This window comes from Aquimarina sp. Aq78 (assembly GCF_900299525.1).
Lineage (GTDB): Bacteria > Bacteroidota > Bacteroidia > Flavobacteriales > Flavobacteriaceae > Aquimarina.
Window position 1 is genome coordinate 1 of sequence record NZ_OMKA01000026.1, and the last position, 25,579, is coordinate 25,579.

General features: G+C 31.6%; 27 protein-coding genes. 18 read left to right on the forward strand and 9 right to left on the reverse strand.

What is annotated here, in order from left to right:
• From DG435_RS16330 to DG435_RS16350, 4 genes are all read right to left on the reverse strand, one after another.
• Positions 1–2,304 (reverse strand): hypothetical protein (locus DG435_RS16330; RefSeq protein WP_159098264.1); only part of this gene is annotated, 2,304 nt, incomplete at its 3' end.
• Positions 2,305–2,611: 307 nt separating this feature from the next.
• The gene (locus tag DG435_RS16340) at positions 2,612–2,953 is read right to left on the reverse strand and encodes a hypothetical protein (RefSeq protein WP_106795201.1); all 342 of its coding nucleotides are present in this window, start codon (positions 2,951–2,953) and stop codon (positions 2,612–2,614) included.
• Between the two features lie 509 nt (positions 2,954–3,462).
• Positions 3,463–3,768, reverse strand: coding sequence for a helix-turn-helix domain-containing protein (locus DG435_RS16345; RefSeq protein WP_106792385.1), 306 nt, complete (start codon positions 3,766–3,768; stop codon positions 3,463–3,465).
• 81 nt (positions 3,769–3,849) lie between these two features.
• A complete protein-coding gene (locus DG435_RS16350; RefSeq protein WP_106792386.1) occupies positions 3,850–4,059 on the reverse strand; it encodes a hypothetical protein in 210 nt (69 codons plus the stop codon).
• 120 nt (positions 4,060–4,179) lie between these two features.
• Here DG435_RS16350 and DG435_RS16355 point away from each other — a divergent pair, with 120 nt between their 5' ends.
• The 7 genes from DG435_RS16355 to DG435_RS16385 all read left to right on the forward strand — a co-directional run bounded on the left by DG435_RS16355 (position 4,180) and on the right by DG435_RS16385 (position 9,668).
• Positions 4,180–4,404 (forward strand): helix-turn-helix transcriptional regulator, encoded by a 225-nt coding sequence (locus DG435_RS16355; protein WP_106792387.1) that lies wholly within the window; start codon positions 4,180–4,182, stop codon positions 4,402–4,404.
• 114 nt (positions 4,405–4,518) lie between these two features.
• Positions 4,519–5,877 (forward strand): sensor histidine kinase, encoded by a 1,359-nt coding sequence (locus DG435_RS16360; RefSeq protein ID WP_106792388.1) that lies wholly within the window; start codon positions 4,519–4,521, stop codon positions 5,875–5,877.
• Positions 5,878–5,879: 2 nt separating this feature from the next.
• Positions 5,880–6,530, forward strand: coding sequence for a response regulator transcription factor (locus DG435_RS16365; RefSeq protein WP_106792389.1), 651 nt, complete (start codon positions 5,880–5,882; stop codon positions 6,528–6,530).
• A 423-nt stretch (positions 6,531–6,953) separates the two neighbouring features.
• Complete coding sequence (locus tag DG435_RS16370; RefSeq protein ID WP_106792390.1) at positions 6,954–7,445, forward strand: hypothetical protein; 492 nt, start codon at positions 6,954–6,956, stop codon at positions 7,443–7,445.
• 251 nt (positions 7,446–7,696) lie between these two features.
• Entirely contained in the window at positions 7,697–8,269 is a 573-nt protein-coding gene (locus DG435_RS16375) for a DUF922 domain-containing protein (protein ID WP_106792391.1), read from the forward strand.
• A gap of 99 nt (positions 8,270–8,368) precedes the next feature.
• Positions 8,369–9,130, forward strand: a complete 762-nt coding sequence (locus tag DG435_RS16380) for a DUF4272 domain-containing protein (protein WP_106792392.1) — start codon at positions 8,369–8,371, stop codon at positions 9,128–9,130.
• Between the two features lie 121 nt (positions 9,131–9,251).
• Entirely contained in the window at positions 9,252–9,668 is a 417-nt protein-coding gene (locus tag DG435_RS16385) for a DUF4375 domain-containing protein (RefSeq protein ID WP_106792393.1), read from the forward strand.
• 121 nt (positions 9,669–9,789) lie between these two features.
• Here the strand turns inward: DG435_RS16385 and DG435_RS16390 are convergent, their stop codons facing one another.
• Entirely contained in the window at positions 9,790–10,083 is a 294-nt protein-coding gene (locus DG435_RS16390; RefSeq protein WP_106792394.1) for a hypothetical protein, read from the reverse strand.
• A gap of 462 nt (positions 10,084–10,545) precedes the next feature.
• On the opposite strand from DG435_RS16390, the gene DG435_RS16395 reads away from it, so the two are divergent.
• From DG435_RS16395 to DG435_RS16420, 6 genes are all read left to right on the forward strand, one after another.
• Positions 10,546–11,028 (forward strand): hypothetical protein, encoded by a 483-nt coding sequence (locus tag DG435_RS16395; protein WP_106792395.1) that lies wholly within the window; start codon positions 10,546–10,548, stop codon positions 11,026–11,028.
• Between the two features lie 126 nt (positions 11,029–11,154).
• Positions 11,155–11,880, forward strand: a complete 726-nt coding sequence (locus DG435_RS16400) for a murein L,D-transpeptidase family protein (RefSeq protein ID WP_106792396.1) — start codon at positions 11,155–11,157, stop codon at positions 11,878–11,880.
• 125 nt (positions 11,881–12,005) lie between these two features.
• On the forward strand, positions 12,006–12,827 hold the full coding sequence (locus tag DG435_RS16405; RefSeq protein ID WP_199852665.1) for a LytTR family DNA-binding domain-containing protein: 822 nt from the start codon (positions 12,006–12,008) through the stop codon (positions 12,825–12,827).
• Positions 12,828–12,924: 97 nt separating this feature from the next.
• Positions 12,925–14,124 (forward strand): intradiol ring-cleavage dioxygenase, encoded by a 1,200-nt coding sequence (locus DG435_RS16410; RefSeq protein WP_106792397.1) that lies wholly within the window; start codon positions 12,925–12,927, stop codon positions 14,122–14,124.
• Positions 14,125–14,564: 440 nt separating this feature from the next.
• Entirely contained in the window at positions 14,565–14,945 is a 381-nt protein-coding gene (locus DG435_RS25970) for a hypothetical protein (RefSeq protein ID WP_234387082.1), read from the forward strand.
• 52 nt (positions 14,946–14,997) lie between these two features.
• Positions 14,998–15,816, forward strand: a complete 819-nt coding sequence (locus tag DG435_RS16420) for a CPBP family intramembrane glutamic endopeptidase (protein WP_106792398.1) — start codon at positions 14,998–15,000, stop codon at positions 15,814–15,816.
• Between the two features lie 261 nt (positions 15,817–16,077).
• On the opposite strand, the gene DG435_RS16425 is transcribed toward DG435_RS16420, so the two are convergent.
• A complete protein-coding gene (locus DG435_RS16425; protein WP_106792399.1) occupies positions 16,078–16,488 on the reverse strand; it encodes an Lrp/AsnC family transcriptional regulator in 411 nt (136 codons plus the stop codon).
• A gap of 166 nt (positions 16,489–16,654) precedes the next feature.
• On the opposite strand from DG435_RS16425, the gene DG435_RS16430 reads away from it, so the two are divergent.
• Positions 16,655–16,891 (forward strand): hypothetical protein, encoded by a 237-nt coding sequence (locus DG435_RS16430; protein WP_074405790.1) that lies wholly within the window; start codon positions 16,655–16,657, stop codon positions 16,889–16,891.
• Positions 16,884–17,399, forward strand: coding sequence for a GNAT family N-acetyltransferase (locus DG435_RS16435; RefSeq protein WP_106792400.1), 516 nt, complete (start codon positions 16,884–16,886; stop codon positions 17,397–17,399). Before DG435_RS16430 ends, DG435_RS16435 begins: the two co-directional genes overlap by 8 nt.
• Positions 17,400–17,617: 218 nt before the next feature.
• On the opposite strand, the gene DG435_RS16440 is transcribed toward DG435_RS16435, so the two are convergent.
• From DG435_RS16440 to DG435_RS16450, 3 genes are all read right to left on the reverse strand, one after another.
• Positions 17,618–18,361 carry a LytTR family DNA-binding domain-containing protein gene (locus tag DG435_RS16440; protein WP_106792401.1) on the reverse strand — a complete coding sequence of 248 codons (744 nt, stop codon included), beginning with the start codon at positions 18,359–18,361 and terminating at the stop codon, positions 17,618–17,620.
• Positions 18,358–19,128: a sensor histidine kinase gene (locus tag DG435_RS16445; protein WP_159025545.1), complete on the reverse strand. Its 771-nt coding sequence runs from the start codon at positions 19,126–19,128 to the stop codon at positions 18,358–18,360. Before DG435_RS16445 ends, DG435_RS16440 begins: the two co-directional genes overlap by 4 nt.
• A gap of 348 nt (positions 19,129–19,476) precedes the next feature.
• Entirely contained in the window at positions 19,477–21,846 is a 2,370-nt protein-coding gene (locus DG435_RS16450; RefSeq protein ID WP_106792403.1) for an outer membrane beta-barrel family protein, read from the reverse strand.
• A gap of 289 nt (positions 21,847–22,135) precedes the next feature.
• Between DG435_RS16450 and DG435_RS16455 the strand changes: the two genes are divergently transcribed.
• The 3 genes from DG435_RS16455 to DG435_RS16465 all read left to right on the forward strand — a co-directional run bounded on the left by DG435_RS16455 (position 22,136) and on the right by DG435_RS16465 (position 25,395).
• Complete coding sequence (locus DG435_RS16455; protein ID WP_106792404.1) at positions 22,136–22,927, forward strand: CPBP family intramembrane glutamic endopeptidase; 792 nt, start codon at positions 22,136–22,138, stop codon at positions 22,925–22,927.
• Between the two features lie 376 nt (positions 22,928–23,303).
• Positions 23,304–24,398, forward strand: coding sequence for a hypothetical protein (locus DG435_RS16460; protein WP_106792405.1), 1,095 nt, complete (start codon positions 23,304–23,306; stop codon positions 24,396–24,398).
• A 226-nt stretch (positions 24,399–24,624) separates the two neighbouring features.
• Complete coding sequence (locus tag DG435_RS16465; protein ID WP_106792406.1) at positions 24,625–25,395, forward strand: hypothetical protein; 771 nt, start codon at positions 24,625–24,627, stop codon at positions 25,393–25,395.
• Positions 25,396–25,579 lie beyond the last annotated feature (184 nt).

Consider the following 25,579-nt stretch of genomic DNA (forward strand, 5'->3'; position numbering starts at 1 on the left):
AAGATATTTATATTGATTTATAGTTTCTTTAACTATAGTATATCCATTACTTTCTCTTTTAAATGTTCTTTCCTGCTCAAGGTTTCCACGTAACCATTCTAATACTACTGGGGGTGTAAAAGGAAATCTATCTATATCAGAATCATCATCTAAATTAAATGAAAACTTATACTCTTTTTTTCCTGTGTTATTTTCCTTAGTCCCAAAGTATTCAGTTACATTCCTATAGCCTACATAACTACTTTTGGTAGTGGTCATAGGGTTATTACTTGATGAGCTAATAATATCTGCAGTAGCAAATGTACCATTACTAAATACTGCCTTTCTTTCAATAAAAAATGGAGTTGATGTAATCCCTCCAGAACTCGAAGTGGTATTGTCACTTTCCCAATTCAAGTACTCATAAGATTTCTCAAAATAACTAGTGTCAGTATCATATTTTTTGATGTTCTTTACCCTTAATCCACCTACCTCATAGTTAACACCATCCGTAGTTAAAGAGCCAAGGTCTAGTTTTTCACCATAAACACGAACCCTAAAATCAGGATAGTTACCAGAGTCATCACGAGTTATTGTACCTTGTATTGAATAATTTCCGGGAGGTAATATTACGCTTGAATCTGTAGCAAGAGCAACTGGAGAACCATCACTTTTAATTAATTCTAGTTGAATCCCACAAGTACGTTGTGATATATCACAGGGATAAGTAACATCAATGAAAGCAAAATCCTGAACTATCTCTCCTGGCGAAATCGTAAACGGTTTATTAATCTCTGATGAATTTTGTATGTCAGAGACTCCAACAGTAACTAATGAGTGTTGAACTCTAGGGGCTATATCATTTGCAAAAGCCAATTGTCCAATAGTATTCCCTTCATATCCAAACACTGTATACCCTTTTGTAGGATGGGTTAGTTTTTCTAATATTCCAGCTTTGGCAAAATCGGAATTTGCGCTTCTATCTGCTCCCTCATATCTTATTCCTAAAAGGGTAACTGAAGGGATTAAACTTGTGTTACTATGTTTCCCATTATAGTATCCCCATAAATCCCTTGCTAAAGAGAAACGATCTGGCAATGGGGTTGAGTTGTATTGCATGCTATAAGGCGGTAAAGATTCCTGACCTTTAGACTGTTGTACAGAAGTCAAAAACATTCTATAATAACGATCATTACCACTACAAGGAACTGCATGAGAATTTCCTACTTCTCCTACAGTATTATAGGTAAGGTTAAATTTTTTAACCTCTTTCCCATCCAAGTCTTTAATGATAATTTCCTTAAGACTATAATCTCCCGGTTGATCTAATCGTTCTGTAGTATTTTTGATAAATTCAATCGTTCCATTTTGACTTTCTATACTTGATATTTTCGAAGAACTAATCATACTCTCGTAATACGTAATAGGTTTGATCCCATTAGAAAGTATTTGACCATCTATTTCTCCTTTAACATTAACATACCGTTGTTGACCTGAAGCAGAACAGGTATCATACGTATTCTCTACATACGTAAATCGTATATAATTCTTTGAAATGGCATCTTCTATATCCATCAATTTCCAGCCGTTAATATATCCGGCATTAAAATTCTTACCGCCACCCAATGAGACACTTCCTAATAATGCTTCATGTCCTTTTCGAGTTCCATCTTGTGATACTCCAAAATAATATTTTACACCATTTGGGGCAGTGATAAACCAAGTTGTAATTCTTTTATTCCCGTCTTTTTGATAATTGATTCTAACATCTGTATGTGGCATAGAAACAATCTGTCCTGATTGTCTAAAAAAGAAACTTCCAGAATATCCCGGGATATTATAATGATACATATCAGGTTCGTAGTCTAATTCTCCATTAACTGCTCTTGTTATAAGATCAGTGGCCTGATTTACCTGACTGGCATCAAATTGAATAGTTAAGAAATCCTCAACTGTTTTTGTAGTATTCAAAAACCCACCAACACCATCATCAGCAATTCCTCGTACCACTCGTGTGACCGATCCTCCAGAACTTAGACTCCATCCTAATCCTGTCCAAGATGCTGTTTCTTCTACCTTGACACCTCCCGCATGATAAGAAAGGCTTACAGGTAAACTTAAATTACCACTTGATACCGACCCTATAGGGATAGAAACGTTGGGGATACCCGAATAAAGACTTACAGGAGTCTCGATAAATTTACCTAATGATGCTACTTCTGGTGTAGAAGGAGCATAGTTTAAATTGTTTTGATAACCGCTTTCTCTTTGAGCAATCAAAGGGATAGAAAGCAACAACATCAAATAAAACGTTAGTTTTCTCATATAAAAGTAATTAGTGACTGATTTTGTTTTTTATTGTATTCCAGTAGCAATATTACGGTATCCCAGTTTCGTTTTTCGGGACTGAGAAAAAAAAATGAAAGTTTTTTAGAAATGAGATAATAAGGTTTCAGGTCACTGATTACTGGTTGCCAGATTTTGGAGATACCTGACTTTGCTGCCATTGCCATTGAGATCCGGTAGCAAACAGATCATAGAAAGATTCTAGACAGCATAAATAGCAGCATCAAAACAGATTGTTTTCCTCAATTGTATAACTTTCTAAATTAAACATATACAGGTGTATGTATTACCCTTGCTCTGTATGTAGTTTGATGCGTAATGCAATATAAAAATCAAAAGAAACGGCTCTGGTAATGGCATGATCTTCTAGACAAACTTTTGCTGCATAGGCATCTACAGTATCATGATACCACTCCCACAAAGCATCGGTTCGGTTGTTAAAACCCATTAATGATAATATCGCCATCCCCAGTTCTACACTAAAAAAAGAAGTATCAAAACCTATCGCGGCCAATTGATTTATAAATCGGGTACCTAATAATTCGTTCTTAATAAGATATAAGATCAAATCCTGATGTGTTGATAGCTTAAATTTCGGGAAAATCTGAGTGTCTAGATCTATTTTCATCTGCTTATAATTATGGTTTCCTTTGATTTAGATAAAATTAGCGTAGTTTCCGGCCTTTGCTAAAACATACATTAGATAAATCAAATGCATGCCAAGTGCTATCTTCTCAAAAAGAAGCGGATATAAATGTGCTCGACTTGTAAAGAGGTAAACCCGAATTATCCGGGTTAAAAACGTGATCTATTATACATCACTTTCTCTTTATAATTAACAGATTTACAGGATTGCCAGGTAGGATGTGCAATATAGTCCTGAAAAAAGAATACCTTAAATCTGTAAAAAAGGTATTGTATTTAATTTGTTGTGCATTTAAGATTTTTGAATCCAAAATTCGTCAATTCGAGTGCTTCGATACACTCAGGATGACAAGGATTATTGGTTTAAAAAAGCTATTCTCGATAGTCCTACTGAGCTTGCCGAAGTACATTTTCTTCATTTCATTACGACAAAACACTCGAATTGACGCTTTTTCACAATGTTTTTCCCAAAAGCACAATGGGTATTATTTTTTATTTTTTTAATGTCTTGCGATATTCTGCTTTTTCTTCTGCAACTTTAAGCAGTTCTTTAGAACAACCTATCTCATACATATGCTTTGCAAGTTGATCACTTGCATATTCGTCTTGTAATTCTTCTATACTAAGATCAAAAACCTCTGCCAGTTTAGAAAGTTTCTTTTTATCAAAATCACGTATGCCATTCTCCATTCTACTCAGGTTTGCAAAATCCATTTGTAATAGACCCGCCAGTTGGGTTAGTGTAAGCCCATTTGTTGTTCTAAGCATTTTGATATATTCTCCAAACGTTTCTTTCATTCACTTTGTCAAAGTTTGACAAATCTACTCTTTTTTTTAATCCCATCATAATAATAGATTCTATTTTTTGGGATACCTGTGTTAAGAAACAGATCGAATATCCTGTACCTGTATACAATCTAATAATTTGTATACGGTTTTAAGATGCCCTATCATTCTTTTGTCCGCTTTATTAACTTCTACTTTGCTTAATATCCCCAGGATCCCATCTTTATATACTTCTAATTCTTTTTCTCCTGTAAGAGGGATTTTAATATAGGTCTGGAACTTTTTTTGGTTGTTATCAATCATTGTTTACACATTTTCTTGACAATCATACATATAATATTGACTATATAAAAATAAAATGAAGAAATTCTTTACATTAGTCATAATAATTCATATGATTAGACCGAATAAAATGAAATCCAAATGACAAAGCTAGGAGCTTATTTAAAAAGAAAAGCAGTGAATAAATCCCAAGTATCTAGAAGAACAGGTATAAGCAAACAAAGGATAAGCGAACTCTCGATCAATGAAAACACAAAGCTTAGAGCAGATGAATTGTATCTCATTGCCTTAGCTATAGAAGTAGATGCCTGCGAACTGCTAGAATATGTTTGTGGAAATCTAAAATTGAAAAAAGAAAGCAAATAATTGCACTATAGTATAATTAAACAACAGTATCTTAAAAAATAAGCATAGATAGAATAAAGGATATATATTCTTTATTTTGTTGTTAGCTACAATTCTCTGAGTATAACACTTTACATGAAAAATTGGTTATTCTTCCTTTCACTTTTACTACTGTTCAATTCTGCGTTTGGACAGAATAAAAGTATAATTGACAGCTTAATAGTAGTTAAGGAAATACCCTACAACACTATTAAAACAAATACGCTTAACAAAATAGGTTTACAACATGAGTCCCAGGAAAAATACCATGAAGCTTTGGTGATGCTCGATTCTGCTTACACACTAGCCTCTTCTACTAATAACAAGCAACAGCTAATAATAATAATGACCAACCAAGGAATAGCTTATACCTGGTTAGAGCAGCATCAAAAAGCTAACAAATTGTTTAAAAGCGCCTATGAAATTGCAACAGAAATTGGTTCTCTCTACCACCAGATGGAATTGGCAGGAAAATTAGCCACTAACAACGAAAGAGTAAAGAATTTCAAAAAGGCGGCTTCATATTATAAAATCCAAACTAATCTGAAAGACACCATCTTCAAAAATGATATGAAAATGGCAATTGCAGAAAAACATACTAAATATGAAACACAACGAATTTTGAATGAGAAACTAAGTGAAGAACGTAAAAATGCAGAATTGCAAAAAGAAAATGTGATTAAAGACTTAAAACTGTTAGAAGAAAGAGCTGCTAACAAAAACTTAGCGTTTTGGGGTGGATTAAGTTTAGGGCTAGTGATATTACTAGGGTTGATTTATTATTTTAATACTCGAGTAAAAGAGGCTAAATCAAAACGTAACGAAGAAACTGTACGCTATAGAGCTGTGTTTGAGGCAGAGGAGAAAGAGCGTTCACGTATTGCAAAAGACCTTCACGATGGCTTAGGCCAGTTGCTTTCTACAGCAAAATTAAACATTGCAGGGTTAGAAGACGAAGTAAATGAAGAGGATAAGATATTAGTTCAAAATTCAATGAACTTGATAGATGAGGCTGTAAATGAAGTACGCACTATTTCACACAATATGATGCCAGCCGCACTTATGGAATACGGATTGGTTTCTGCCATTGAATCATTTGCCAATACAATAAATGAGTCTAAAGCACTTCATGTTAATTTTAGCTACAAAGGAATGGATAACCGATTAGAGGAAAGTAAAGAAATTGCATTATACAGAGTTATTCAAGAAGTTCTAAACAACATGATTAAATACGCTAAAGCAGATAAAATTACTGTAGCCTTGAATCGAATAAACAATAAGGTACACCTTTTAATTTCGGATAATGGAAAAGGATTTGATATAAGTACCATTCACCAAAGTAAAGGCATTGGTTGGCAAAATGTTTTTTCTAGAATATCCATGATAAATGGTGAAGTTGATGTTATTTCTACTGAGGGAAAAGGAACAGATATCCGAATTGACGTAATTCTTTAAATATGGAAACACCTGTGAAAATAATGATTGTAGACGACCATCAAATGTTTATTGATGGAATTAAATCATTGCTTCGAAAAGAGGAATACTTACAAATTGTATCTGAATACCTTTGCGCTGAAGATGCATTAGAGCAGCTTAAAAAAGATACTGTTGATATTGTTATTACCGATATTAGTATGCCAGGAATGAGTGGTATAGAACTTATTAAAACAATAAAATCTACTTACTCCAACTTGAAAGTACTTGTGCTATCGATGCATAACGACAAAGAAGTTGTTAGCGAAATAATGATGAGTGAAGCCGATGGCTATATCCTCAAAAATACAGGAAAACAAGAGCTCATTGAAGCACTAACTAGAATTACGGACAATGGCACTTATTACAGCAAAGAAGTCCTGTCTGTTATGGTGAACAAGGTTAAAAAAGAACGGAAAATTGAAGCCGAAACAAATGAACTAACAGATAGGGAAGTAAAAGTTCTCGAATTAATTTGCCAAGAATATAGTAGTCAAGAAATTGCAGACAAACTTTTTATAGGAAGGCGAACAGTTGATACACACCGTCAAAATATTCTTCGAAAAACAAAAGTAAAAACCATTGTAGGCCTTATTAAATATGGTATAAGAAACGGGTTTACCCCAGATTTCTAGTAGCATTCAACCTTCTTCTCCTATGCTCTTCTGTAATCCTACGGATATAAAATCAGTACAATTACCTATTTTATCAATTACATATAAGAGGTAATTTTGCTGTATAAAATATTAAACATAAAGAAATTAAAAACAATCCTCATTCTTACCTTTTTAATACTATCATATTCTGCCAGTGCTAAACACTGGGTCAAAAACGGTTTGTGAAGAGGGATTTGTGTTTTTGATGCTACAGGAACGAAGAGAGAATCCAATAAAATGAATAAACTAAAAAAGTAGCCAACAAAACACTAAAATGAATATGCGAATTGAGTTGTTTAGAAGGGCATTGCAAATCACTAACATGATTACTTCTAGTAACTATAGAGCATACTCATTTAGTTGGAGGTTGTAAACCATAACTCAAAAAAACATTATCTAATTATGAAAAATTTATTTGTTGCATTATTTTTATTATCTATCTACACAAAATGTTCAAGTCAAACTAAAGCAGAAGCGCTTCTATCTTTGGGTGAAAAAATAGATATGCATAAACTTTATGATAGCAAAAAAAATTATAACTATCTGCTTGAGGAGGTTGATTTTAATCATAACAAAACGATTAAATTTATACAATTCTGTACAGCTTTTAAACTTTGTTCAACAGCATATTATTTGACCGCAAAAGAGTATTCAGAAATAACAGTCAAGCAAAAAGCTGAAAGTAAATACATTCAAATATTTTTCCCCAATAATTCTATAGAGACTAAAAAGATTAACATAAAAACTGAAGAACATTTCGATGGGGAAACCGCATCTAGCATAACAATTTTTCTAGAAAAAGATACACCGCAGTCTGAAGTGAATAAAATAAAAAACGGATTTGTTGATTTATTAAAAATGTATACTATTGAAAAAAAGGTCGTTTTGGACTAAAAGTCAATTGTCTATAATATTTATCAAAACCCCGCTCCCGTCTCTCTAGTGGCTTTACTGTTTAGATAATCAAAACAGACACCTCATCACTATCTATTTTTAATAGTATCTTAAAAAATAAGAACGCCTTAGAAAGTTTTTATACTCAATACTAAGAGTTTGATACAAGATTAAATTTAAAAATAAGCATAGATGTGATATAAAGGATATATATTCTTTATATCATTGTTGTAAGTAATTGAAACCACAAAATGAAATACTTAATTCATAGTATATTTATCTTAGTACTACTAATTATCTCCTCGAATTTAATTGCTCAGGAAGAATCGAACAAAAACATTGTCGAATGGAAATCTGATCGAAAATTACTCTGGTCAGATTTCATAGCAGAACCAAATACAGATATTTTTGCATTTGCTTTAACAAGTTACAAAATTGAGATATTTCCTACTGATGTAATGGTTGATGAAAATAATAATATTCAAAATTATAAAGACTTACATCTGAATGCTCTTTTTTATAAAAATCATTCTTGGGTTATTAAAAAAACCGAAAAATTGTTGCAGCACGAACAATTACACTTCGATATTGCGGAATTGTTCGCTAGAAAAATGAGACAAAAATTCGAGGAGCTTAAAGTCCAAAACATTGCAGATTATGATTCTTATATGAGCGTATATACCATGCTTTGGAAGAAATGTAGAAAAATGCAGAATGACTATGATGAAAAAACAAACCATGGTATTAAAGAAGCAATTAACTCTCAATGGCAAATAAATGTTCATAGTGAATTACAAGATTTGAATAGTTTTGCTCTTGAATAAACTACTTACAACAATTTGTATATTGCATATGCTCCCTTCGGGAAGCAAACGCAATATACAAGAGACGTTGGCTACAATTAAAAACACGATAATAGAAATATGAGCTTTTTCAAAAAAATATTTGGTTCAAAAGAAAATAAAGAATCCGAACGAGAAACTAAAAATGAGAATAACTTAGAGTCTTTTAAACAAGTTCCCTGGATGACAGATTTGAGACTCGAAAATATATCTATTTGTCTTGATTCTGGATTTAAACCAGCTAGTTCTTTACCAACAGAATTTGATCGAGAACTAAGACCTTCAATTGAAATCGCGCAAAGATTAAACGCTATAAAAGCATTAGTTCTTTGGTTAATGGTTCCTCAAGACAATTTAGAAAGTGATAAAATTCTGACTTTCATAGACAAAAATAATCTTAAGGGTTTTATGGACGAAGAAGAAAAAGAAATTCTCAATACATCAAGAGATGATGAACAAGCAAGAAATTCTATTGGATGGAAATTCGAAAATGCTTGGTCTTTAGCTTGGTTTTTTGGGTATAAAGAACCTGATATTACGGGGCAAATGATGTCGGGAGATCAAATGCAAGATATTTTGAAAGACTTTAGTTGTCCTATAGACGAAAGTGTAGAAGATTGGATTAAAGATAAAGAGACTCTGTCTGAAGAAAAGTTGATGAAAAAAGAAGATTTATTTTATTGCCTACATAATGCAGTAAGAAGTGCTCAATTAGGTAGTGAAACAGTTCCCAATGGTTTTGATCCAATGGGAAATGGAGGTGTAATTCATGAACGAAGACATTCCTTAACTTGGATGTTATCTAAAGGTATAAGTTGGGAAGAAACTGATTTAAGCACGTAAAATAACTATAGCCAACACCGTGTAAAAAAATTGCTGGTAAAAAAGCCTACTTACGAAATTAGTTGACTAATCATACACAATCCCGTTGTGTAGCATAAAACAAAATCAAGATTAATTTATAATGACAAGAGAAGAAGTACAACCTGCTTGGGAAATCATAGTCGATAAAGGATTCTCAAACTACAGGAGTTTGACTCGTGACGAAAGAGTATGGTTTAATCTAGAGCCATTAACAACAGGTGGGATTTCTGATCATTACATTAATTATGGAGCGGAGTACAACAAGGATACTATAAAAGATCTAGAATATATTAATTGTGACAAAATTGCGGACCTTTTAAAAAGAATAAATCGATTTTTCATTTGGGGAAAACCTTCAAAAAATATTGATCGAAGAAATCGTCAAATTATGAGACTTGGAGATAAGTATCCTGATTTACTTGATGAAATTGACAAAAAATATTGGGAACTGAATAGTGAACTGGAAAATACATTATTGGAACATATTAATGAAACGGGAATTGGATTGAATAAATAATAAACGTATTTATTTTGTGAGATTTGTCATGTAAAATGCACAAATTATTAGGTTACCTAATGATTATATTGTTTAATGAGGTTCGCGTGAACCCGAACCCCATTAAACATTTACTTATTTTTTATTTTGGCCATGTAGGTGAGTAAATGGCAAATCTTGTTATGCGATTTTGATTATCAAGAACCCCCCAAAAACTAGCTCCATAAGCAACCCCTGCACTTGCAGCCTCTACACTACCTTCACAATTGGGCGCAATACTGTATTGACCAGGATTTATACTTCCAGTCCCATAGACTCCGACTGAAAAATGGCCTTGGTTTGGATAGATTAATGCTAATTTACCTTGTACATACTTTACTCCTGCTGTTTCATCAGCTTTTTGCCCATCAACTGGGGCATGATTAATTTTTTCCATAATCATTATATTTTATTTTCCTACTCTTATTTAATAGAGGCTTTTCGGATTTCGCCTTTATAATTAAAACTGATAGTAGCTACTCAATCGAATATTTTGTTTTTGATTACACCTCAAATATCTGATGAAATTTCAGGTATTACTAGAGTATAAATACTGATTTTTTTAAAACAGGTACTTATACTTAATCTTATTATTTCCTAACATTTGACAATTCAAAATTGAGGAATTAATGGCATGAATTATAGAAGAATGACAAGAAATTACGAATTCTAGGAATGAAGGACAAAAGGGCATAACACGGGATATAAAGGACATATATCCTTTAAATCATTGTTTTCGGTAATTACATATCACTTCTAAATTGTACGCCATAAAAATATTTTCACAGAAAACAGTATGATGTAAATATTATTCCGTACTTACCTTTGTTTTAAAAGTCAGCCACTATAAAATATAATAATGAAAAAAACAGTAATATTTCTAATAGCCTTTTTTATATCATATAGTATTAGCTCACAAGAATTTATGAAAAAAGCCCAATCAAAAGAGGGGTTACAAAACAATAACAAATATCTAATCATAGAACAAGCGAAATTTGGAAAAGCATTAACACTGTCGAGTGATGAAATTTTAACAATTAGCAATAAAGATGATTTAATAGAAATAGAAATTACAGATTATATACATGAATGGGGGTATGATGGACCTCCCGAAGATCCCAACAGGAATTATTTTAGTGATGTACAATATGCTTTAAAAGTGAAAGTAGAAAATGTTATGAAAGTAGAAAATGTTGTGAAAAATTTCTGGGTTTCTAGTTCTGAGCTAGAATCGAAGGGTAGTTTTTCTATTGACTTAGCGAGTTATAATGTCTTAATTCTATCAGATAGATTTGGCCATAAATCATCTTTAATAGAGATGATAATTGATGAAAAAAAATAAGTAACGCCTTAGAAAGTTTTTATACTCAATACTAAGAGTTTGATACAAGATTAAATTTAAAAATAAGCATAGATGTGATATAAAGGATATATATTCTTTATTCTATTGTTAGGTAGCATTTGAAAAATGACCAGAAAACTCATTTTAATATTAGGATTAATAATTGTCATAATCGTCTTTCTAAAATTTGGAAGATCAATTTATATGCCTTTAGTAAACAAATTAAAAAGTAAGGAAACCGTTGAATCAAGGATTGAGAATATTCAAGAAAACGTTTGGAATCGACTTGAAAAAAAATTGGGATTAGCAGGCTACAAAATGGAATATCCAAAAGAGGTAATTCTTGTTGCCCTTAAAGAAGAAAGAATACTTCAAATTTACTCAAAAGATTATAATGGAATCAAATTAATAAAGGAATATCCTTTTACAGCTTTTAGTGGTAATTTAGGCCCTAAATTAAAAGAAGGCGATAGACAAATCCCAGAAGGAATTTATAAAGTTGAGTATTTAAATCCTAACAGTTCGTATTATCTGTCAATTAAAGTGAGTTATCCGAATGAGTTTGATAAATCTAAAACCGAGTTTGTAAATATATCAGAAATGGGTGGAGATATTTTCATACACGGGAAATCGGCAACTATTGGATGCATTCCGATTGGGGATGAAGCGATAGAAGAAGTGTTTTTATTAACACAAAAGGCTATAAATAATAATGTTAAGGTTATTATCAGTCCGAGAGATTTTAGAGTAAATCCTGACTACCCAAAAATCGAGGGAATTGATTGGGAAAACGAATTATATGAAATAATAAAAAACGAATTAAAAACGCTACCTAACAATGGCTATAAGTAATTGCTTGTTCTCGCCTACTTCTGAAAACCCTACAGATTTTCAGCTTGGTGTGTACTTGCTAAGTTAAATGCTAACGCACCAAACTACTCATAGTCGAGACTGTTGGCAGTAACTCTCAAAAAGAGGTGAGAAAACAAAAACTTAATAAAACAATAAACAAGTTCCTACATCCAAATTTTGGAACACTGGTCGTATTTTGTATTGTACTTTATGGGTTGGCAATTTTTCAAGACTACGTTTTCTCCAAAATTAAACCTACTGCCTTTTATTGGACCGATACTATGCTCTATAACATATATTGGCTTTTATTTATTCCTTTTATAAAAATTGCAAATTCCTTTTACAATAAAGTTCCATTCAAATCACTAACCAGCAAAGTACTTTACGCTTTAAGCACAGGGTTTATATATAGTGTACTACATATATTTATTTTTACTTCAATTTTTATTTTAGGCAGTAATCTTATCTATTCTGTACCTCATCGTTTTTTAACAATACTAAAAAATGCAGTCTCAAATCAATTGCATATAACCATTATGGTCTATTTATTTAGCCCTTTTGTTTTTGACTATCTTAAAAGAAAAAAACAGTTAAACAAACACTTCCAAAATCAAAAGACCAATACGACCATTACGGTTAAAAACGGTATTCGTAGAATAAAGATTGACACGTCTACAATTCTATTTATCGAGACCGACAGACCCTACACAATGGTACATACAACCAGTCAGAAAATTTTGCATGATGAGAGTTTAAAAAAACTTGGAGACTTATTAGATCCTCAAAACTTTTTAAGGGTTCATCGCTCGATAATTGTCAATAAAAATCACATAACAGAATTAAAATCAAGAAAGAATGGCGATTATGATGGTATTTTATCCAATGGTCAATCTATAAGGTTTAGCAGGCATTATCGTCAAAATTGGAGTACCCTATTAAACCACTAAGTTCTAAAACCACTCCAGTAAGCTAATTCTTGCATAGTTTCCTTTTCAACATATAGGATTTATTAGACTTTTGACACTTCCTTTAAATTTTATACTAATGAAAAAAATACTGAACTTCGGACTCTTATTTCTATTCCTGATATCATTGGCAAGTTGTAATGGCCAGACAAAAAATGAACCAATATCTAAAAGAAATACCAAAAACAAAATTGTTGGTGGTGGCTGCGATGGTTGTGAATTAATGTATGTCGGAATGCCAAAAAACATTAAGCCTATTGACACAAGTTCGGCCTGGAACGGGAAAGGACAAAAATTATTGGTTACAGGAAAAATACTGAAATTAGACGGAGTCACGCCTGCACCCAACATAATCGTTTATTATTGGCAAACAGACCACAATGGATATTATGCTAACGGAGAAGGCAAATCTCAAAAACACGGTCGTACTCGTGGCTGGGTAAAATCTGATGAGCAAGGGAAGTATTCGATTTATACAATTCGACCCGCACCTTATCCAAATCGTGATATACCTGCACACATTCATTTATCTATTAAAGAACCCCAAATTGATGATGAGTATTATATCGATAATTTAGAATTTGCTGATGATATATTATTGACAGGCAAAAAAAGAAAGTTGCTTAAAAATCGTGGTGGCAGTGGTATTTTAAGGGTACTGATTGATACAGAAATGCAAGTTGCAGAGCATAATATTGTTTTAGGACTTAATATCCCAAATTATCCTACAACTATAGATCATACCATTAAATCTGGTCTGCAAATTGGCGAGGACAACCCTTCTTTTACACCATTTCACGCCTGGGGACCAGACAAAGGTACAAGGACTTGTCCTGTATGTAAATATGGACGATTTCACGGAATTGTTTACTTTGTGGGTAGCCAGCCAAACTGGTCCGAAATAAAAGAATGGCTAACATTTTTGGAACAAGAAAGTGTTACCCGAGAAAAATACTTAAAAGCCTACTTTGTTTATGGTAATAAGAAAGGCTACAGCAAATCGAATCGACAAACAGAGTTAGAGCAACTTGGAAAAGAATTGAACTTAGAAAATATTGCATTGACTTTTGTTCCATCATTTACCGATACGCAATCAGAAGTCCATTTAAATAAGATAAATCCTAAAGTAGAGAACACCATAATCATTTACAGACATCGAAATATAATTGGAAAATTTGTTGACCTTAAACCAACAAAAGAAAATCAAAATGAAGTATCAAAAATGCTGGATAAAACCGTAAGCAAATTCTTCGAATTACCAGAACCTAAGCATCATTAAACAAGAATATACTGCCAACATCGTATATACAACATCGTTATAGCATAGTAGAGATAAAAGTAGATCTAAGATTAAATTTAAAAATAACTATGCATAGAATATATAAGACATATATCCTTTATTCTGTTGTTAGTATTTATTAGAAAATAACAGAGTCTTATTTTTAAAGTTCTAATTAGTGTAACAAGTTTTATTCTTTCTCGTCCTATTGTTTTAAATCAAAAAATATGAAAAATCAAATTATAACAATACTTGCATTAGTAATACTTAGTGCCTGTAAGGACACAACTAAATCCATCACAACTTACCAACCTACTTAATCTGATTATCAAGTTGGTGAGAAATGGGTCTGGAAATTTAAAGGTGTAACAACGAAAGGAGAAGTACGCTCAGATGGAAAAGATACTAGAGAAATAGTCAATACTGATGGAGTTTTAGGTATGACAATCGGAAAGGACACCATTCCCGTTACTGACATTGTTAAACCAGAAAAAAGCGAAACACCTAGGTATGACTGGCCTCTGGAAGTGGGCAAAAAGAGGAAATATGAAAACAATTGGACAAGTCAAGATGGAACAACGGGAAACCAAAGTCAAGATGCTGAAATACTATCATACCAAGAAGAAACAGTAGAAGCAGGAACATTTATGGCTTATACGATTGAATATACAGGTAAAACCACAAACTCTAGAGGTTATAGCGCTGATGAAAAGGAAATTTGGTTGTATGCGCCTGCTATAAAAAACTTCATAAAACTCACTCAGAATCAAGGTGACCTTTTATACGTAGAGGAATTAATCGAATATTCAAAACCAGAATAAATCGAAATATTTTATAAAAACTGAAAGAAAAACAAATGCTAAGAATCATCAATTGAAAAAATTATTTAAATCATCAATCGTACAAGACAAAGAAGAAAAGAAAGAATACCGTTGGCAGACTTCATTAACAGTAATCATTCTGTTCATTTTTGGTTCAGTCATAAATATACCATTTAGTAGAGAAGTCAAAAGATTAAACATAGAAGCAGGCAAGACAGGCATCAACATGAATGAATCGTTTTATTCTGACTTGACCACAATCGGAATTAGTAGTTTAATTTTAGGGGCTGTATTAGTTTTTATCGGCTTATGGGTTTCTTCAAGTGCTAATATGGGAGCACCAGTTATTTCAAGGATTTTTTCTAAAAAACCAGTTAATGGTATTATTAAGAGAGATGCCGTTCTGTCAAGTGTTCTTTTGGCAGCAGTAATTGCTTTATTTCTTTTAGGGTTGTTTGAAATTCAAAAGGAATTATATCCAGTTTCACATAAAATATCACGTCCATCCAAACCATTTTATCTGCTTGTTTCATTTTCTGCTGGAATAACTGAAGAGATAATGTTTAGATTAGGATTAATGTCGTTAATAATAGCTGCAGTCCAATTTTTTAAAAAGACCGAAAATCCATCAAATAGATTAGTCTGGTCGGGCATATTAATTTCAGCATTATTTTTTGGACTTATCCATCTTCCACTATCAAAGAATTTTGTAGAGCTAACACCATTCACGATTAGTGTAACAATAATTGGGAATTTAATAACAGGTTCAACATTTGGCTGGATATTTTGGAAACGAGGATTATTAGTTGCGATATTATCACATATTGTATTTGATTTAGTTTTTCACGTAATAGGAACACCGTATACATAAAACAACAAAGGCTAACAACAGCTATAATTCATTGTGGTTTTGTGCCACACCAAAATAAAAGTATAAATCAATGGCTGATTTCTAAGCGGAATAATCCTGCGGATGATTCCACAACAAAATCATAGCCGAAACCGTTATGTGCAAGAAAAAACAGAAAATGGGAAACAAAAGAAATACCGAATTTGGCAATTCTAATATCATCTCTTACAGATAAATAAATGACAGAGTTTGTCTGTTTATAGAACCTTTCAAGGAAATAAATTACGCTTCTAAAATAATGCTCGTTTTTGAAGCACCATACTCTGCGATTTTTTCAAGAAAGGAAATAAGATGCTTATTGTTTCTAAAATAACCTAAAACGCATAAGCAATCATCACCAGTAATTCTATCACAACTTTGCACTTCTTCCATTGCTTGTATTTGTTTTTGAGCATCATTTGATCCTCTTGATTCTCGGTGTATTACTAATGTTATATATGCTTTAGTCTCAATCCCCAATTTTTCATGATTCAATTTTAGACCATAGCCTTCGATTATGCCTTCTTCTTCCATTTGCCGAACACGCTTGCCTATGGCAGGAGCAGACAATCCTACTTCTTTTCCAATATTAGCGAAGCTTTCTCTAGCATTAATCTTTAGCATTTCAAGTATCTTTTTATCCAATGTATCCATTTATAATCGTAATTTTATTATTATTTATTCGATAGTATCGAATTCAAATATACAATTATTAATTCGATTATAAACTAAAAACAAGATAATGCATTCTATATTTGTGTTACACTGTTTAAACAGGATAGTTTCCAATATAAATTAATCAAACCGAAAAAGATAAAACATGAGTCCATTTTTAATTGATAGTATTGGCTATACAGCTCTAGTGATCAATTTATATTCTATGTCTACCAAAGGCGAATATAAACTACGTTTAATATCACTAATCGCGAATACAGGTTACATTTTATATGGTGCATTAATTAGCGCTACACCAATAATTGTAGGCTGCACAATTGCTGTATTGCTTCATGGTTATCATATAAGAAGATTACGAATAAATAAGAATAGTAATGATTAAAATAAAAATAGCTACAAAAGCAGATACAGATGTTTTAGCACTTCTAGGTCGACTAACATGGGCTGAATCTCATGGTCATTATATCGAAGATAAAAGCGATGTATTAAAATACCTTAACGAGAATTTTTCAGTTTTTAAAACGAAACAGAATATAAACAATCCCAAGCAACTTTTCTATATTATTTATGCAGATGATTTACCTGTCGGTTATGCAAAATTAGTAGTAAATGCATCAAACGAAAATATTACATCACAAAACAGTTGTCAATTAGAACGAATTTTCATCCTAAATGATTTTATACCCTTAAAAATTGGACAACAGTTACTAAATTTTGTTGAAGAGCAAGCCAAAAAATTGCAATTAGATACCATGTGGCTCACCGTTTACATAAAAAACAATAGAGCCATTAGATTCTATGAAAGAAATGAATTTAAAAACGTTGGAGAATTAAATTTTATAGTCAATGGAAAAGGCTACGAAAATATAGTTTTCTCAAAAAAAGTATAAATATGCAAGACTATTAAAAATCTAGGAATAGAAGAAAAAACTACTGTCAACAATGTATAAGAAAACATAAGGGTTTTGGGTTTAATCAAAAAGTCTGTGCTTATCCTCTGTCCTACGATTTCTTATACTAACCGTTGTAGTGCATTAAGGAAATGACAAAAACCGAATTAATATATAAAGCAGGGAGTGTAATTTAAGCTCTGTAGTTGCTAGCTTTTTTACTCAATCCATTTTCTAAATTCGCTTGTTGCAGATGCGCTTGTAATCAAATGTTGTTTGTAGTTTTTGATTGAAATTGCCAATCTGTCTCCAAAGTAAGGCTCAATTTTTTCGATGAAATTGATATTTACAATTTCACCACGATTAATTTGAAAAAACTCTTTGGGGTTTAATTCTTTTATTAAATCAGATAACTTGTAGCGAAATTCATTTTCTTTTCCGTTTTCATCAATCCCGATGCATTTTCCGGCATTAGATAAAATTGCTCCCGTATTTTTTGTGCTTAAAATTTTTATTTCTGTTTTGGTTTTTATGATGATGCGTTCTTTGTAATTGTTGTTTAATTCGTGAATGGTTTCTGATATTTTCTTCCAATCAATCTCTTTGTTTTGTAGGCTTTCAAACTTTTCCATTGCTTTATTAAACTTGGTATAGCTAATGGGTTTTAGTAAATAAGCTATTCCGCTTACATCGAAAGCTTCTTGGTAAAAAGTGTTATAGGCGGTGGTAAAAATAATTGGGGATTTTATAATGTTGGTTTTCAATAGAGAAAACACATTTCCGTCTAACAATTCAATATCAGAAAACACTAAATCTACCTGTTCATTGGTTTGATACCATTTTTCAACTTCTTCTTTGCTTTGTAACGAGGCTACAATTTCGATGTTGCCATTGTATCGAAGAATATGGTCCGAAATGATTTCAATATTTATGGCTTCGTCTTCTATGATTAGTACTTTCATATTTCAGAAATTAGTGGGATTTCAACAATAAATTCAGTATCAGTTTCTGTAAAAATAACGTCTTTGTTAAAATTGATTTCATATTGACGTTTTAAATAATCATTTCCCGTTCCCGTTCCGAGCGTAAAATCTACTTTATTTAGTTTGTTTTTTATCACAATGGTATCCTCTTTCCGCGAAAGCGAAATTAATAGCGGATTTTTTTCACTCCCTTTATTGTGTTTTATCGCATTTTCTATGCATAGTTGTAATGAACAAGGAATTATAAATCCGTTTGTGCTTTCGATACTATTTTCAATTTGATAGGCATTCCCGAAGCGTTTTTCCATTAAATTCATATAACTTATTAAGAATGACAGTTCATCTTTCAACTCGGCCAATTGTTTTTTTCCATGTTTTAAATAGTAGCGATATACATCAGAAAAATCATCGATAAAACTTTCTATTTGCTCCGGTTTTTTTCTTGCTAATCCTGATAAAACACTCAAATTATTGAATAAAAAATGAGGCTCTAAATTCTTTTGTAGCATTTGCGATTGTAACGTTGCTTTTTCTTTTTCGGTTTGCTCTAATTCTAATGTGGTTTTTTGAGATTGTCTGAAATATAAAAATGCAGAAGTAAGCGCAAAAATATCAACAAGTATAAAAGCAACTGACATCGTGTTTATAAATCTAATCATAAAATCATATTCATTATTGTTCATTATAATACCCAAAAGAACATAATCAATAATAACACCAGCGATAACAAATAATAAAAAAGACAAAATATAAACCTTTACAAATTTTAGAATTGTATTTGTCGTGTCTATTCTATTAATGACTTTCCAAGAAACTAGTACTGATATTACCGAAACTGCAGAAAATAGAAAAACAGAAACGTGGTCGAAATAGTCATAAAAATCAATATCACTTTTAGTTCGCACGTTATGTAAAAGATAAATTTTACCAGCATTACCTAGGAACAATAGGGCAATGACTATTAAAACTTGTTTTAGATTTATTTTTTGATTGAAAATCTTCACTGCTTTGTAATTTTAGATGTACAAAATACATTTTTACGCTAAAAAAAAGCTGTTTAAAATGTCTAATTCTTTAAACAGCTTTATTTTCGATTAATTAGTTTTTGCTCTGTTTTGCTCTTCTTCGTTTCCAGAATTACGTTGCTTAACTTTTATCTTTTTGTTACCAAAGCTATAGTTTAGACCAATCTTCACACCTCGGGTATCAAAATAATTATAGTATGTTTGGTCTATTCCGTTAGTTTTGGTGTTTACACTCGTTGCCTTACGCTTTAAAATATCGTTTACGGCTACTGTACAATTTAGTTTTTTGTCTAGTAACGAAAATTTTAATCCCAGGTCTAGACTCACCATTTCAGATATTGAAAAATACATCAATTTTTGTGGCGAGGCATAAATAAGCGTGGTTTCTGCTTGTATTGTTTTTGCTTCGTTTAAATGGAATGTATTTCGGTTATACAATTGAAAGTTCCATCTGCTTACTAATTCTGCGTCTAAATTAAACCCGTCTTTGTATTGCGTATCCATTTTTGATACCGTTGCTTGGGTTGTCGTATTCCACCATTTTGTTGGGTTGTATATAAAAGTTTCAGTTAACCCGTAATTATAAGCTGTATAAAAATTGTCAAATGTTACCACTATTCTTTGTTGTGCTCCATCTTCTGCTTTAATAATGTTGAAATATCCATTATCTACATAACTTACAAATGCTTTACTGATGAGTTTTCCTTTGTAAATGTGCTTTACTTCTAAATTCTCAGAAATTTGTGGTTTTAAAAACGGGTTTCCTTCTTGATACGAAATAGGATTAATGTAAAATCGAAACGGATTTAAACGCTCAAAACTAGGACGTTGAATTCTTCTGCTATAACTTAAATTAAACATATTTTCTCTACTAGGAGTATACCCTAAAAATACAGATGGAAATAGTTTGTTATACGAATTGATATCGGTTTGATTGTTTGTTTCTGAAACTCCTTTTGTTCGAGTGTTTTCAAAACGAAGTCCGATTTTTGTTTGCCATTTTTTACCTAATGGTTTAGACATATCTGCATATATTGCATTAATATTTTCAGAATACATAAACTCATTACTTTGAGTTGGATCAAAAATTGGTGTGCCTGTAGTGGTATTGTAAAACGCTACATCGCTATCTGTTTTTGTAATTGTGGTTTTAACTCCGTAAGAAAAATTAGCCCACTTGCCTGGGTGTTCCATATCTATTCTTCCGCTATAATTTTTAATGTTTTGATTGGTGCTGTTTTCTGCTTCAAAATAACTTTGGTTTGTAACAAATTGTTCACTGCTAAAACCTCTGTTAGAAGAATTATTGAAATTAAAGTAATCAACATCAATAGATAATTTTCTACCAAGCGTATCTAATTTTTGAATGTAATGCGCATTAATTGAGTGATTTTTGTTTGTTGTCTCGGCGTTACCTTCATTAATAGTGTACGTTCCATTACCATCATTTATCAGTGTTCTTCCACCATCGTTTATACCTTTATCTTCAGACAAACCTGTGTATAAAACTCCGACAGTAGCGTTATTTGTTACATTGTAATCTAAACCCAGCCTGCCCGAAATCATATTTTCTTTATTTTTCATATCAAGATTTGATACGGTCGAAGCCGATGGGTAAATAATATCAAATTGATTAAATTGTGCGGTATGTCCTTTAGTTCCATTTAACGAAGCGATTAAACTTACTTTGTTTTTATTGTAGTTAAATGTATTTCCAAAATTAAATAACGGATATGTTGCTTGGGTGTAAGAAGTTCTTATTTGATTATTCCAGCTATTTTCTTTTGATTTTTTTAGAACAATATTAATAAGTCCGCTATTGCCTTCTGCATCATATTTTGAAGGTGGTGTGGTAATAACTTCAATATCTTTAATATCATCGGATGCAATGCTGTTTAAATAAGCCGTTAGTTCGTTACCAGATAATTGTATAATTCTATCATTAACCATTACTTTTACAGTTCCTTTCCCTACAATGGCTAATTTGTCAGTATCTACATTTACACTTGGTGTGGCTTTTAGTGCATCAAGCGCGGTTCCACCAGTACCTGCAACTGTGTTTTCTACGTTAAAAACTAATCTATCTACTTTTTGTTGAATAAGCTTTTTACGTGCTGTAATTACGACTTCTTGTAGTTGTTGTCCTTCTTCTTCTAAAACGATTGTTCCGATATTAGATTGAGTAGGGCTTATTTTTTGGGTAGTAAATCCAACAAAACTAATTTCTATATATACATTTTCTTTCTTTGGCTCGATAGAAAACGCTCCATTTTCATCAGAAATCACCCCATTAATTAGCGAATTATCAGTTGCACTTTTTGCAACCACATTGGCAAATAGAATAGGTTGGTTTTGTTTGTCGATTATTTTTCCTGTAAAAGTCTGTCCAAAACTAATTGAACAAATAAAAGCGATTAAGAATGTAGTTATGATTTTCATAGTATATAATATTTCAAGATTAATGACACCCCAAAAGTATCTTGAGAGTGCAGTTTTCGAAATAGCTGTACAATGAATTGAGGGAAAAATGAAATGAATTAGGGGAAATAAAAAAGGCGTTCGACAAAATTGTTAACCCCCTTTTTAATATTGCTAAACATAAACATAGATAGAATAAAGGATATATATCCTTTATTTCGTTGTTGTGCTTAATACGAGAAAAAAAACCAGGCAACCATTTTATCAGAATTTACGTCTATTAAGTAAAGAACTTTAAAACCAATCCATAATGAACAAAAAACAATTCTGGAATCAACTTACAATATTTGTAATTGTGCTTTTACTGATTTTATTAACAAGAGAATATTTTTCACAACGACTAATAGAAAACGGAATTGAATCATATCAAACTCATACTTTCCTGAAAATTGGTGCAAACCTGATTTTGATCGTAATTTCGTATTTCTTTATTAAAAACAATGGACTCTTCAAAGTTGCTGGAATTAAAGGCACAAATCTACAAAAGTGGCACTTATTATTGTTTCCGCTTATTTATTTAGTATTGCTCAACGCAATGATAATGGACGATATTGATACCAACATTCTATTTCCTAATATCGCTTTATTTTTAATCTATTCGATATCAATTGGATTTGCTGAAGAATTGAGTATTAGAGGTTTTTTGCAATCACACTTGATAAACTACTTAGGAAATACAAAAAAGAATTTTATTTTATCCGTTTTTGTATCTGCTTTATTTTTTGGGCTTATCCATATATTGAATTTTGACAAAGGAATTTATGGAGAATTATCGCAAGTTTGCTATGCTACTTTTATTGGGGTAATGTTTGGTGTTTTATTGGTGATTACAAAAAGAATTTATCCATTAATAATTGTACACGCAATAATTGATTTTGTCGGTGACTTAGACTCAGCAGGATTTCCAATTAAAGAAAAAATAAGTGACCCAATGTCAATCGAAAATGCTATTATTATTACATTACTTGCTTTGCCTTGCTTATTGTATGGAATATTTCTAATGAAAAAGTATGCATTGATTGAACCAATAGAAAAGCATTAAGCCCCACTCCCACTAGCGTCTCGCTAGTGGTAGTACTGTTTAGATAACCCAAAAGATACCCATCACTATCTATTTTTAAAATAGTATGTTAAAAAATAAGGAACACCTTAGGGAGGTTTTTTATCCTCAATAATAATAGGTACATTTAGCAAGTAAACACAATCCCATACTTCAACTCTAATGAGTTGAAGTATGGGATTGTGTTTGGTAAAAATAAATGGTGATTGTGGTTTTCCACAATTATCTTATCAATGAATCATTGATATTGTACCTCGCAATATGAGTTTGATATAAATTTAAAAATAAACATACGCGGGATATAAAGGATATGTATTCTTTATTCTGTTTTTAATTGCAATCTCATCAAAACTAAAATATGAATATAGAAAGATTACACAGAATTTTACTAGACTTACAAGAAGAACTGGATAATATTAACCAAGCCAACTTAATACAGCAAGTAGAAATACATCTACAAAATCAAGTAAGTCAACCAAACCAGCCTTCTCACCAAACTAATCTTGTAAAATCACTTGAAAATTTATATCAAGCTCTTTCTAAATCTAAATACAATAAATATTCTCCAAGTTGGAAGCAAGTAATAGATGAAATTGCAGTTGATGATTTATTTGGAATTAAGCTTAAATCTAAAATAGAAAATATCTTATCTGCTAACGCTATTACTCCAGCAAAAGCACTTGCAGATATTAAAGAAATAAATAATGACTTCAAACAATTCAAAAGTGCAATAACCAATACTTTAAGTGGATTTGAAGAACTAGGAATTGAGGAAGAAATTCTTGAACCAGGACAATGTGAATTAGGTTATACTATCCCTCGTGAGTTCATTGACAATAAACTTTCTTCATTTAAAGATGAGATTAAGGAGTTAACCTTCATATTAAATCATATTTCAGAAGCTGTAGAAGGAGAGAAACAAGAATTCAAAATTAAAACTATTTCTTCAAGTGATTTTCTTCTATATGTTATAATCGGTCTACAAGTTGCAGATGTATTATCCAAAGCCACCGAAAGAATTCTTAATCATTATAAACAAATACTTGAAATTAAAGTTTTAAGAAACCAACTTAGTGAAAAAGGAGTTCCTGCCGCTAAGACTAAGTATGTTGATTCATATGCTAACGGAATGATGGAATCTGAAATTAAAAAAATTGCAAAGGAAGTTCTTGACGAACACTATAAAAGTGACAATGGAAGAAAAAACGAACTTGAAAATGGCGTTGTATTTGCCCTCAATAAACTAGCTAATAGAATTGACAATGGGTTTAACGTAGAAATAAGAGTTGAACCTTTACCAAAACCAAAGAAAGACGAAGAGGTTACGGAGGAAAAACAAGCTGAAATTGATTTGGTGACTTCAATTCAGGAAAGTTCAGAAAAAATAGAATTCATAGAAACTGATGGTGAATCGATACTTAAATTGCCAGAAAATAGTGGAAATGAAGAATAAAGCCAGCAGTTAACAATGGCTATAATTAATACGGGTTTCGATGCTTACCCCAAAGTTAAGTGCTTTTTAATTAAGTTCGCTAAATCTTTTGATTTGGTATTAAAAGAGAAAAATGAAAACAAAATACAAAAGATTTGGCTTGTGGCTTAACCGAAGATAATTGCTTATTTTCTGCCCTACTTGCCACATATTTAACGTTGGGAGTAATTTAAATCGACATTTGTCAATGAAAGAAGAACAGAAAACTTATCTGGCAAAGCAACTTGACCAATCAACAGAATCTTTTGTCAATTTTTGGAAAGAAATGCAACGGTCTGAATTTCTCATGAGTTATCTTGAAGTTGGAAATAAATCCATCGAAAAAAATAAAGATGAAGCAAAAAAACACCTTCAAGATATCTATAATAACGATGCAAATCCAGACAAGGCCAAAACTGAATTAAGCATTCTGTCTGAGAAATTTCTCAATATTAATTATTACGAAAATCACTTAAGCGCATTAATTTACGTTCGCGCTTTGGACAATTTCATAACATACTTCAAAGAAATTCTTTCAGAAGTTGTCATCTCAAAGCCTCAAATACTGAAATCGAAGGAATCAGAAAATTTGGATTTTATTTTAGCATTTGATACGATGGACGAACTTGCTAAGGCGATTGCAACCAAAAAGATAGAAGAGCTATTTTACAAAGGAATTGAAGACATCGAGAAATTTTTTAAAAAGAGACTTGGAATAAGCATATTTAAAAACGAAAATGAAAAATCTAATATCAATTTCCTTATAAAGCAACGAAATTTGGCAGTACATAATCGAAGAAAAATTTCGAAAGATTTCATAAAGCAATTTCCAGATTTTAATTTGGAAGATGGAAAATATTTGACTTACACTTTTAGTTACGTAAGTCAAATTAATCTTCTTCTATTTAATTTTTTAGTTGATATCGATGAAGAAATTTCTAAAAAATTTAAACTTAAAAAAATTGCATTAAGAGAGTAAACTACACCCAACAACTGTATAACTAATTGCTGGTTCTAAAAACTACAAAGCTCAAGAAATTGGAACAAAAAAATTCTTCAACGTAGCTTCTCACGAAGTTTTGAAATTCTATCTCTATAGAAAATCTATTACGGAATTTACTGAGTCTAATCAAAGCCACTTTATGCTTAAAGAGATAGAGTCT

Excerpts from the sequence above, each read along its gene's own strand:
- DG435_RS16345 (WP_106792385.1), bottom strand. The coding sequence starts at position 3,768 with ATGAAAGAAACGTTTGGAGAATATATCAAAATGCTTAGAACAACAAAT.
- DG435_RS16375 (WP_106792391.1), top strand. The coding sequence starts at position 7,697 with ATGAAATACTTAATTCATAGTATATTTATCTTAGTACTACTAATTATC.
- DG435_RS16410 (WP_106792397.1), top strand. The coding sequence starts at position 12,925 with ATGAAAAAAATACTGAACTTCGGACTCTTATTTCTATTCCTGATATCA.
- DG435_RS16360 (WP_106792388.1), top strand. The coding sequence starts at position 4,519 with ATGAAAAATTGGTTATTCTTCCTTTCACTTTTACTACTGTTCAATTCT.
- DG435_RS16455 (WP_106792404.1), top strand. The coding sequence starts at position 22,136 with ATGAACAAAAAACAATTCTGGAATCAACTTACAATATTTGTAATTGTG.
- DG435_RS16425 (WP_106792399.1), bottom strand. The coding sequence starts at position 16,488 with ATGGATACATTGGATAAAAAGATACTTGAAATGCTAAAGATTAATGCT.
- DG435_RS16400 (WP_106792396.1), top strand. The coding sequence starts at position 11,155 with ATGACCAGAAAACTCATTTTAATATTAGGATTAATAATTGTCATAATC.
- DG435_RS16365 (WP_106792389.1), top strand. The coding sequence starts at position 5,880 with ATGGAAACACCTGTGAAAATAATGATTGTAGACGACCATCAAATGTTT.
- DG435_RS16435 (WP_106792400.1), top strand. The coding sequence starts at position 16,884 with ATGATTAAAATAAAAATAGCTACAAAAGCAGATACAGATGTTTTAGCA.
- DG435_RS16380 (WP_106792392.1), top strand. The coding sequence starts at position 8,369 with ATGAGCTTTTTCAAAAAAATATTTGGTTCAAAAGAAAATAAAGAATCC.
- DG435_RS16465 (WP_106792406.1), top strand. The coding sequence starts at position 24,625 with ATGAAAGAAGAACAGAAAACTTATCTGGCAAAGCAACTTGACCAATCA.
- DG435_RS16460 (WP_106792405.1), top strand. The coding sequence starts at position 23,304 with ATGAATATAGAAAGATTACACAGAATTTTACTAGACTTACAAGAAGAA.
- DG435_RS16350 (WP_106792386.1), bottom strand. The coding sequence starts at position 4,059 with ATGATTGATAACAACCAAAAAAAGTTCCAGACCTATATTAAAATCCCT.
- DG435_RS16340 (WP_106795201.1), bottom strand. The coding sequence starts at position 2,953 with ATGAAAATAGATCTAGACACTCAGATTTTCCCGAAATTTAAGCTATCA.
- DG435_RS16355 (WP_106792387.1), top strand. The coding sequence starts at position 4,180 with ATGACAAAGCTAGGAGCTTATTTAAAAAGAAAAGCAGTGAATAAATCC.
- DG435_RS16440 (WP_106792401.1), bottom strand. The coding sequence starts at position 18,361 with ATGAAAGTACTAATCATAGAAGACGAAGCCATAAATATTGAAATCATT.
- DG435_RS16385 (WP_106792393.1), top strand. The coding sequence starts at position 9,252 with ATGACAAGAGAAGAAGTACAACCTGCTTGGGAAATCATAGTCGATAAA.
- DG435_RS25970 (WP_234387082.1), top strand. The coding sequence starts at position 14,565 with ATGACAATCGGAAAGGACACCATTCCCGTTACTGACATTGTTAAACCA.
- DG435_RS16390 (WP_106792394.1), bottom strand. The coding sequence starts at position 10,083 with ATGGAAAAAATTAATCATGCCCCAGTTGATGGGCAAAAAGCTGATGAA.
- DG435_RS16395 (WP_106792395.1), top strand. The coding sequence starts at position 10,546 with ATGAAAAAAACAGTAATATTTCTAATAGCCTTTTTTATATCATATAGT.
- DG435_RS16430 (WP_074405790.1), top strand. The coding sequence starts at position 16,655 with ATGAGTCCATTTTTAATTGATAGTATTGGCTATACAGCTCTAGTGATC.
- DG435_RS16370 (WP_106792390.1), top strand. The coding sequence starts at position 6,954 with ATGAAAAATTTATTTGTTGCATTATTTTTATTATCTATCTACACAAAA.
- DG435_RS16450 (WP_106792403.1), bottom strand. The coding sequence starts at position 21,846 with ATGAAAATCATAACTACATTCTTAATCGCTTTTATTTGTTCAATTAGT.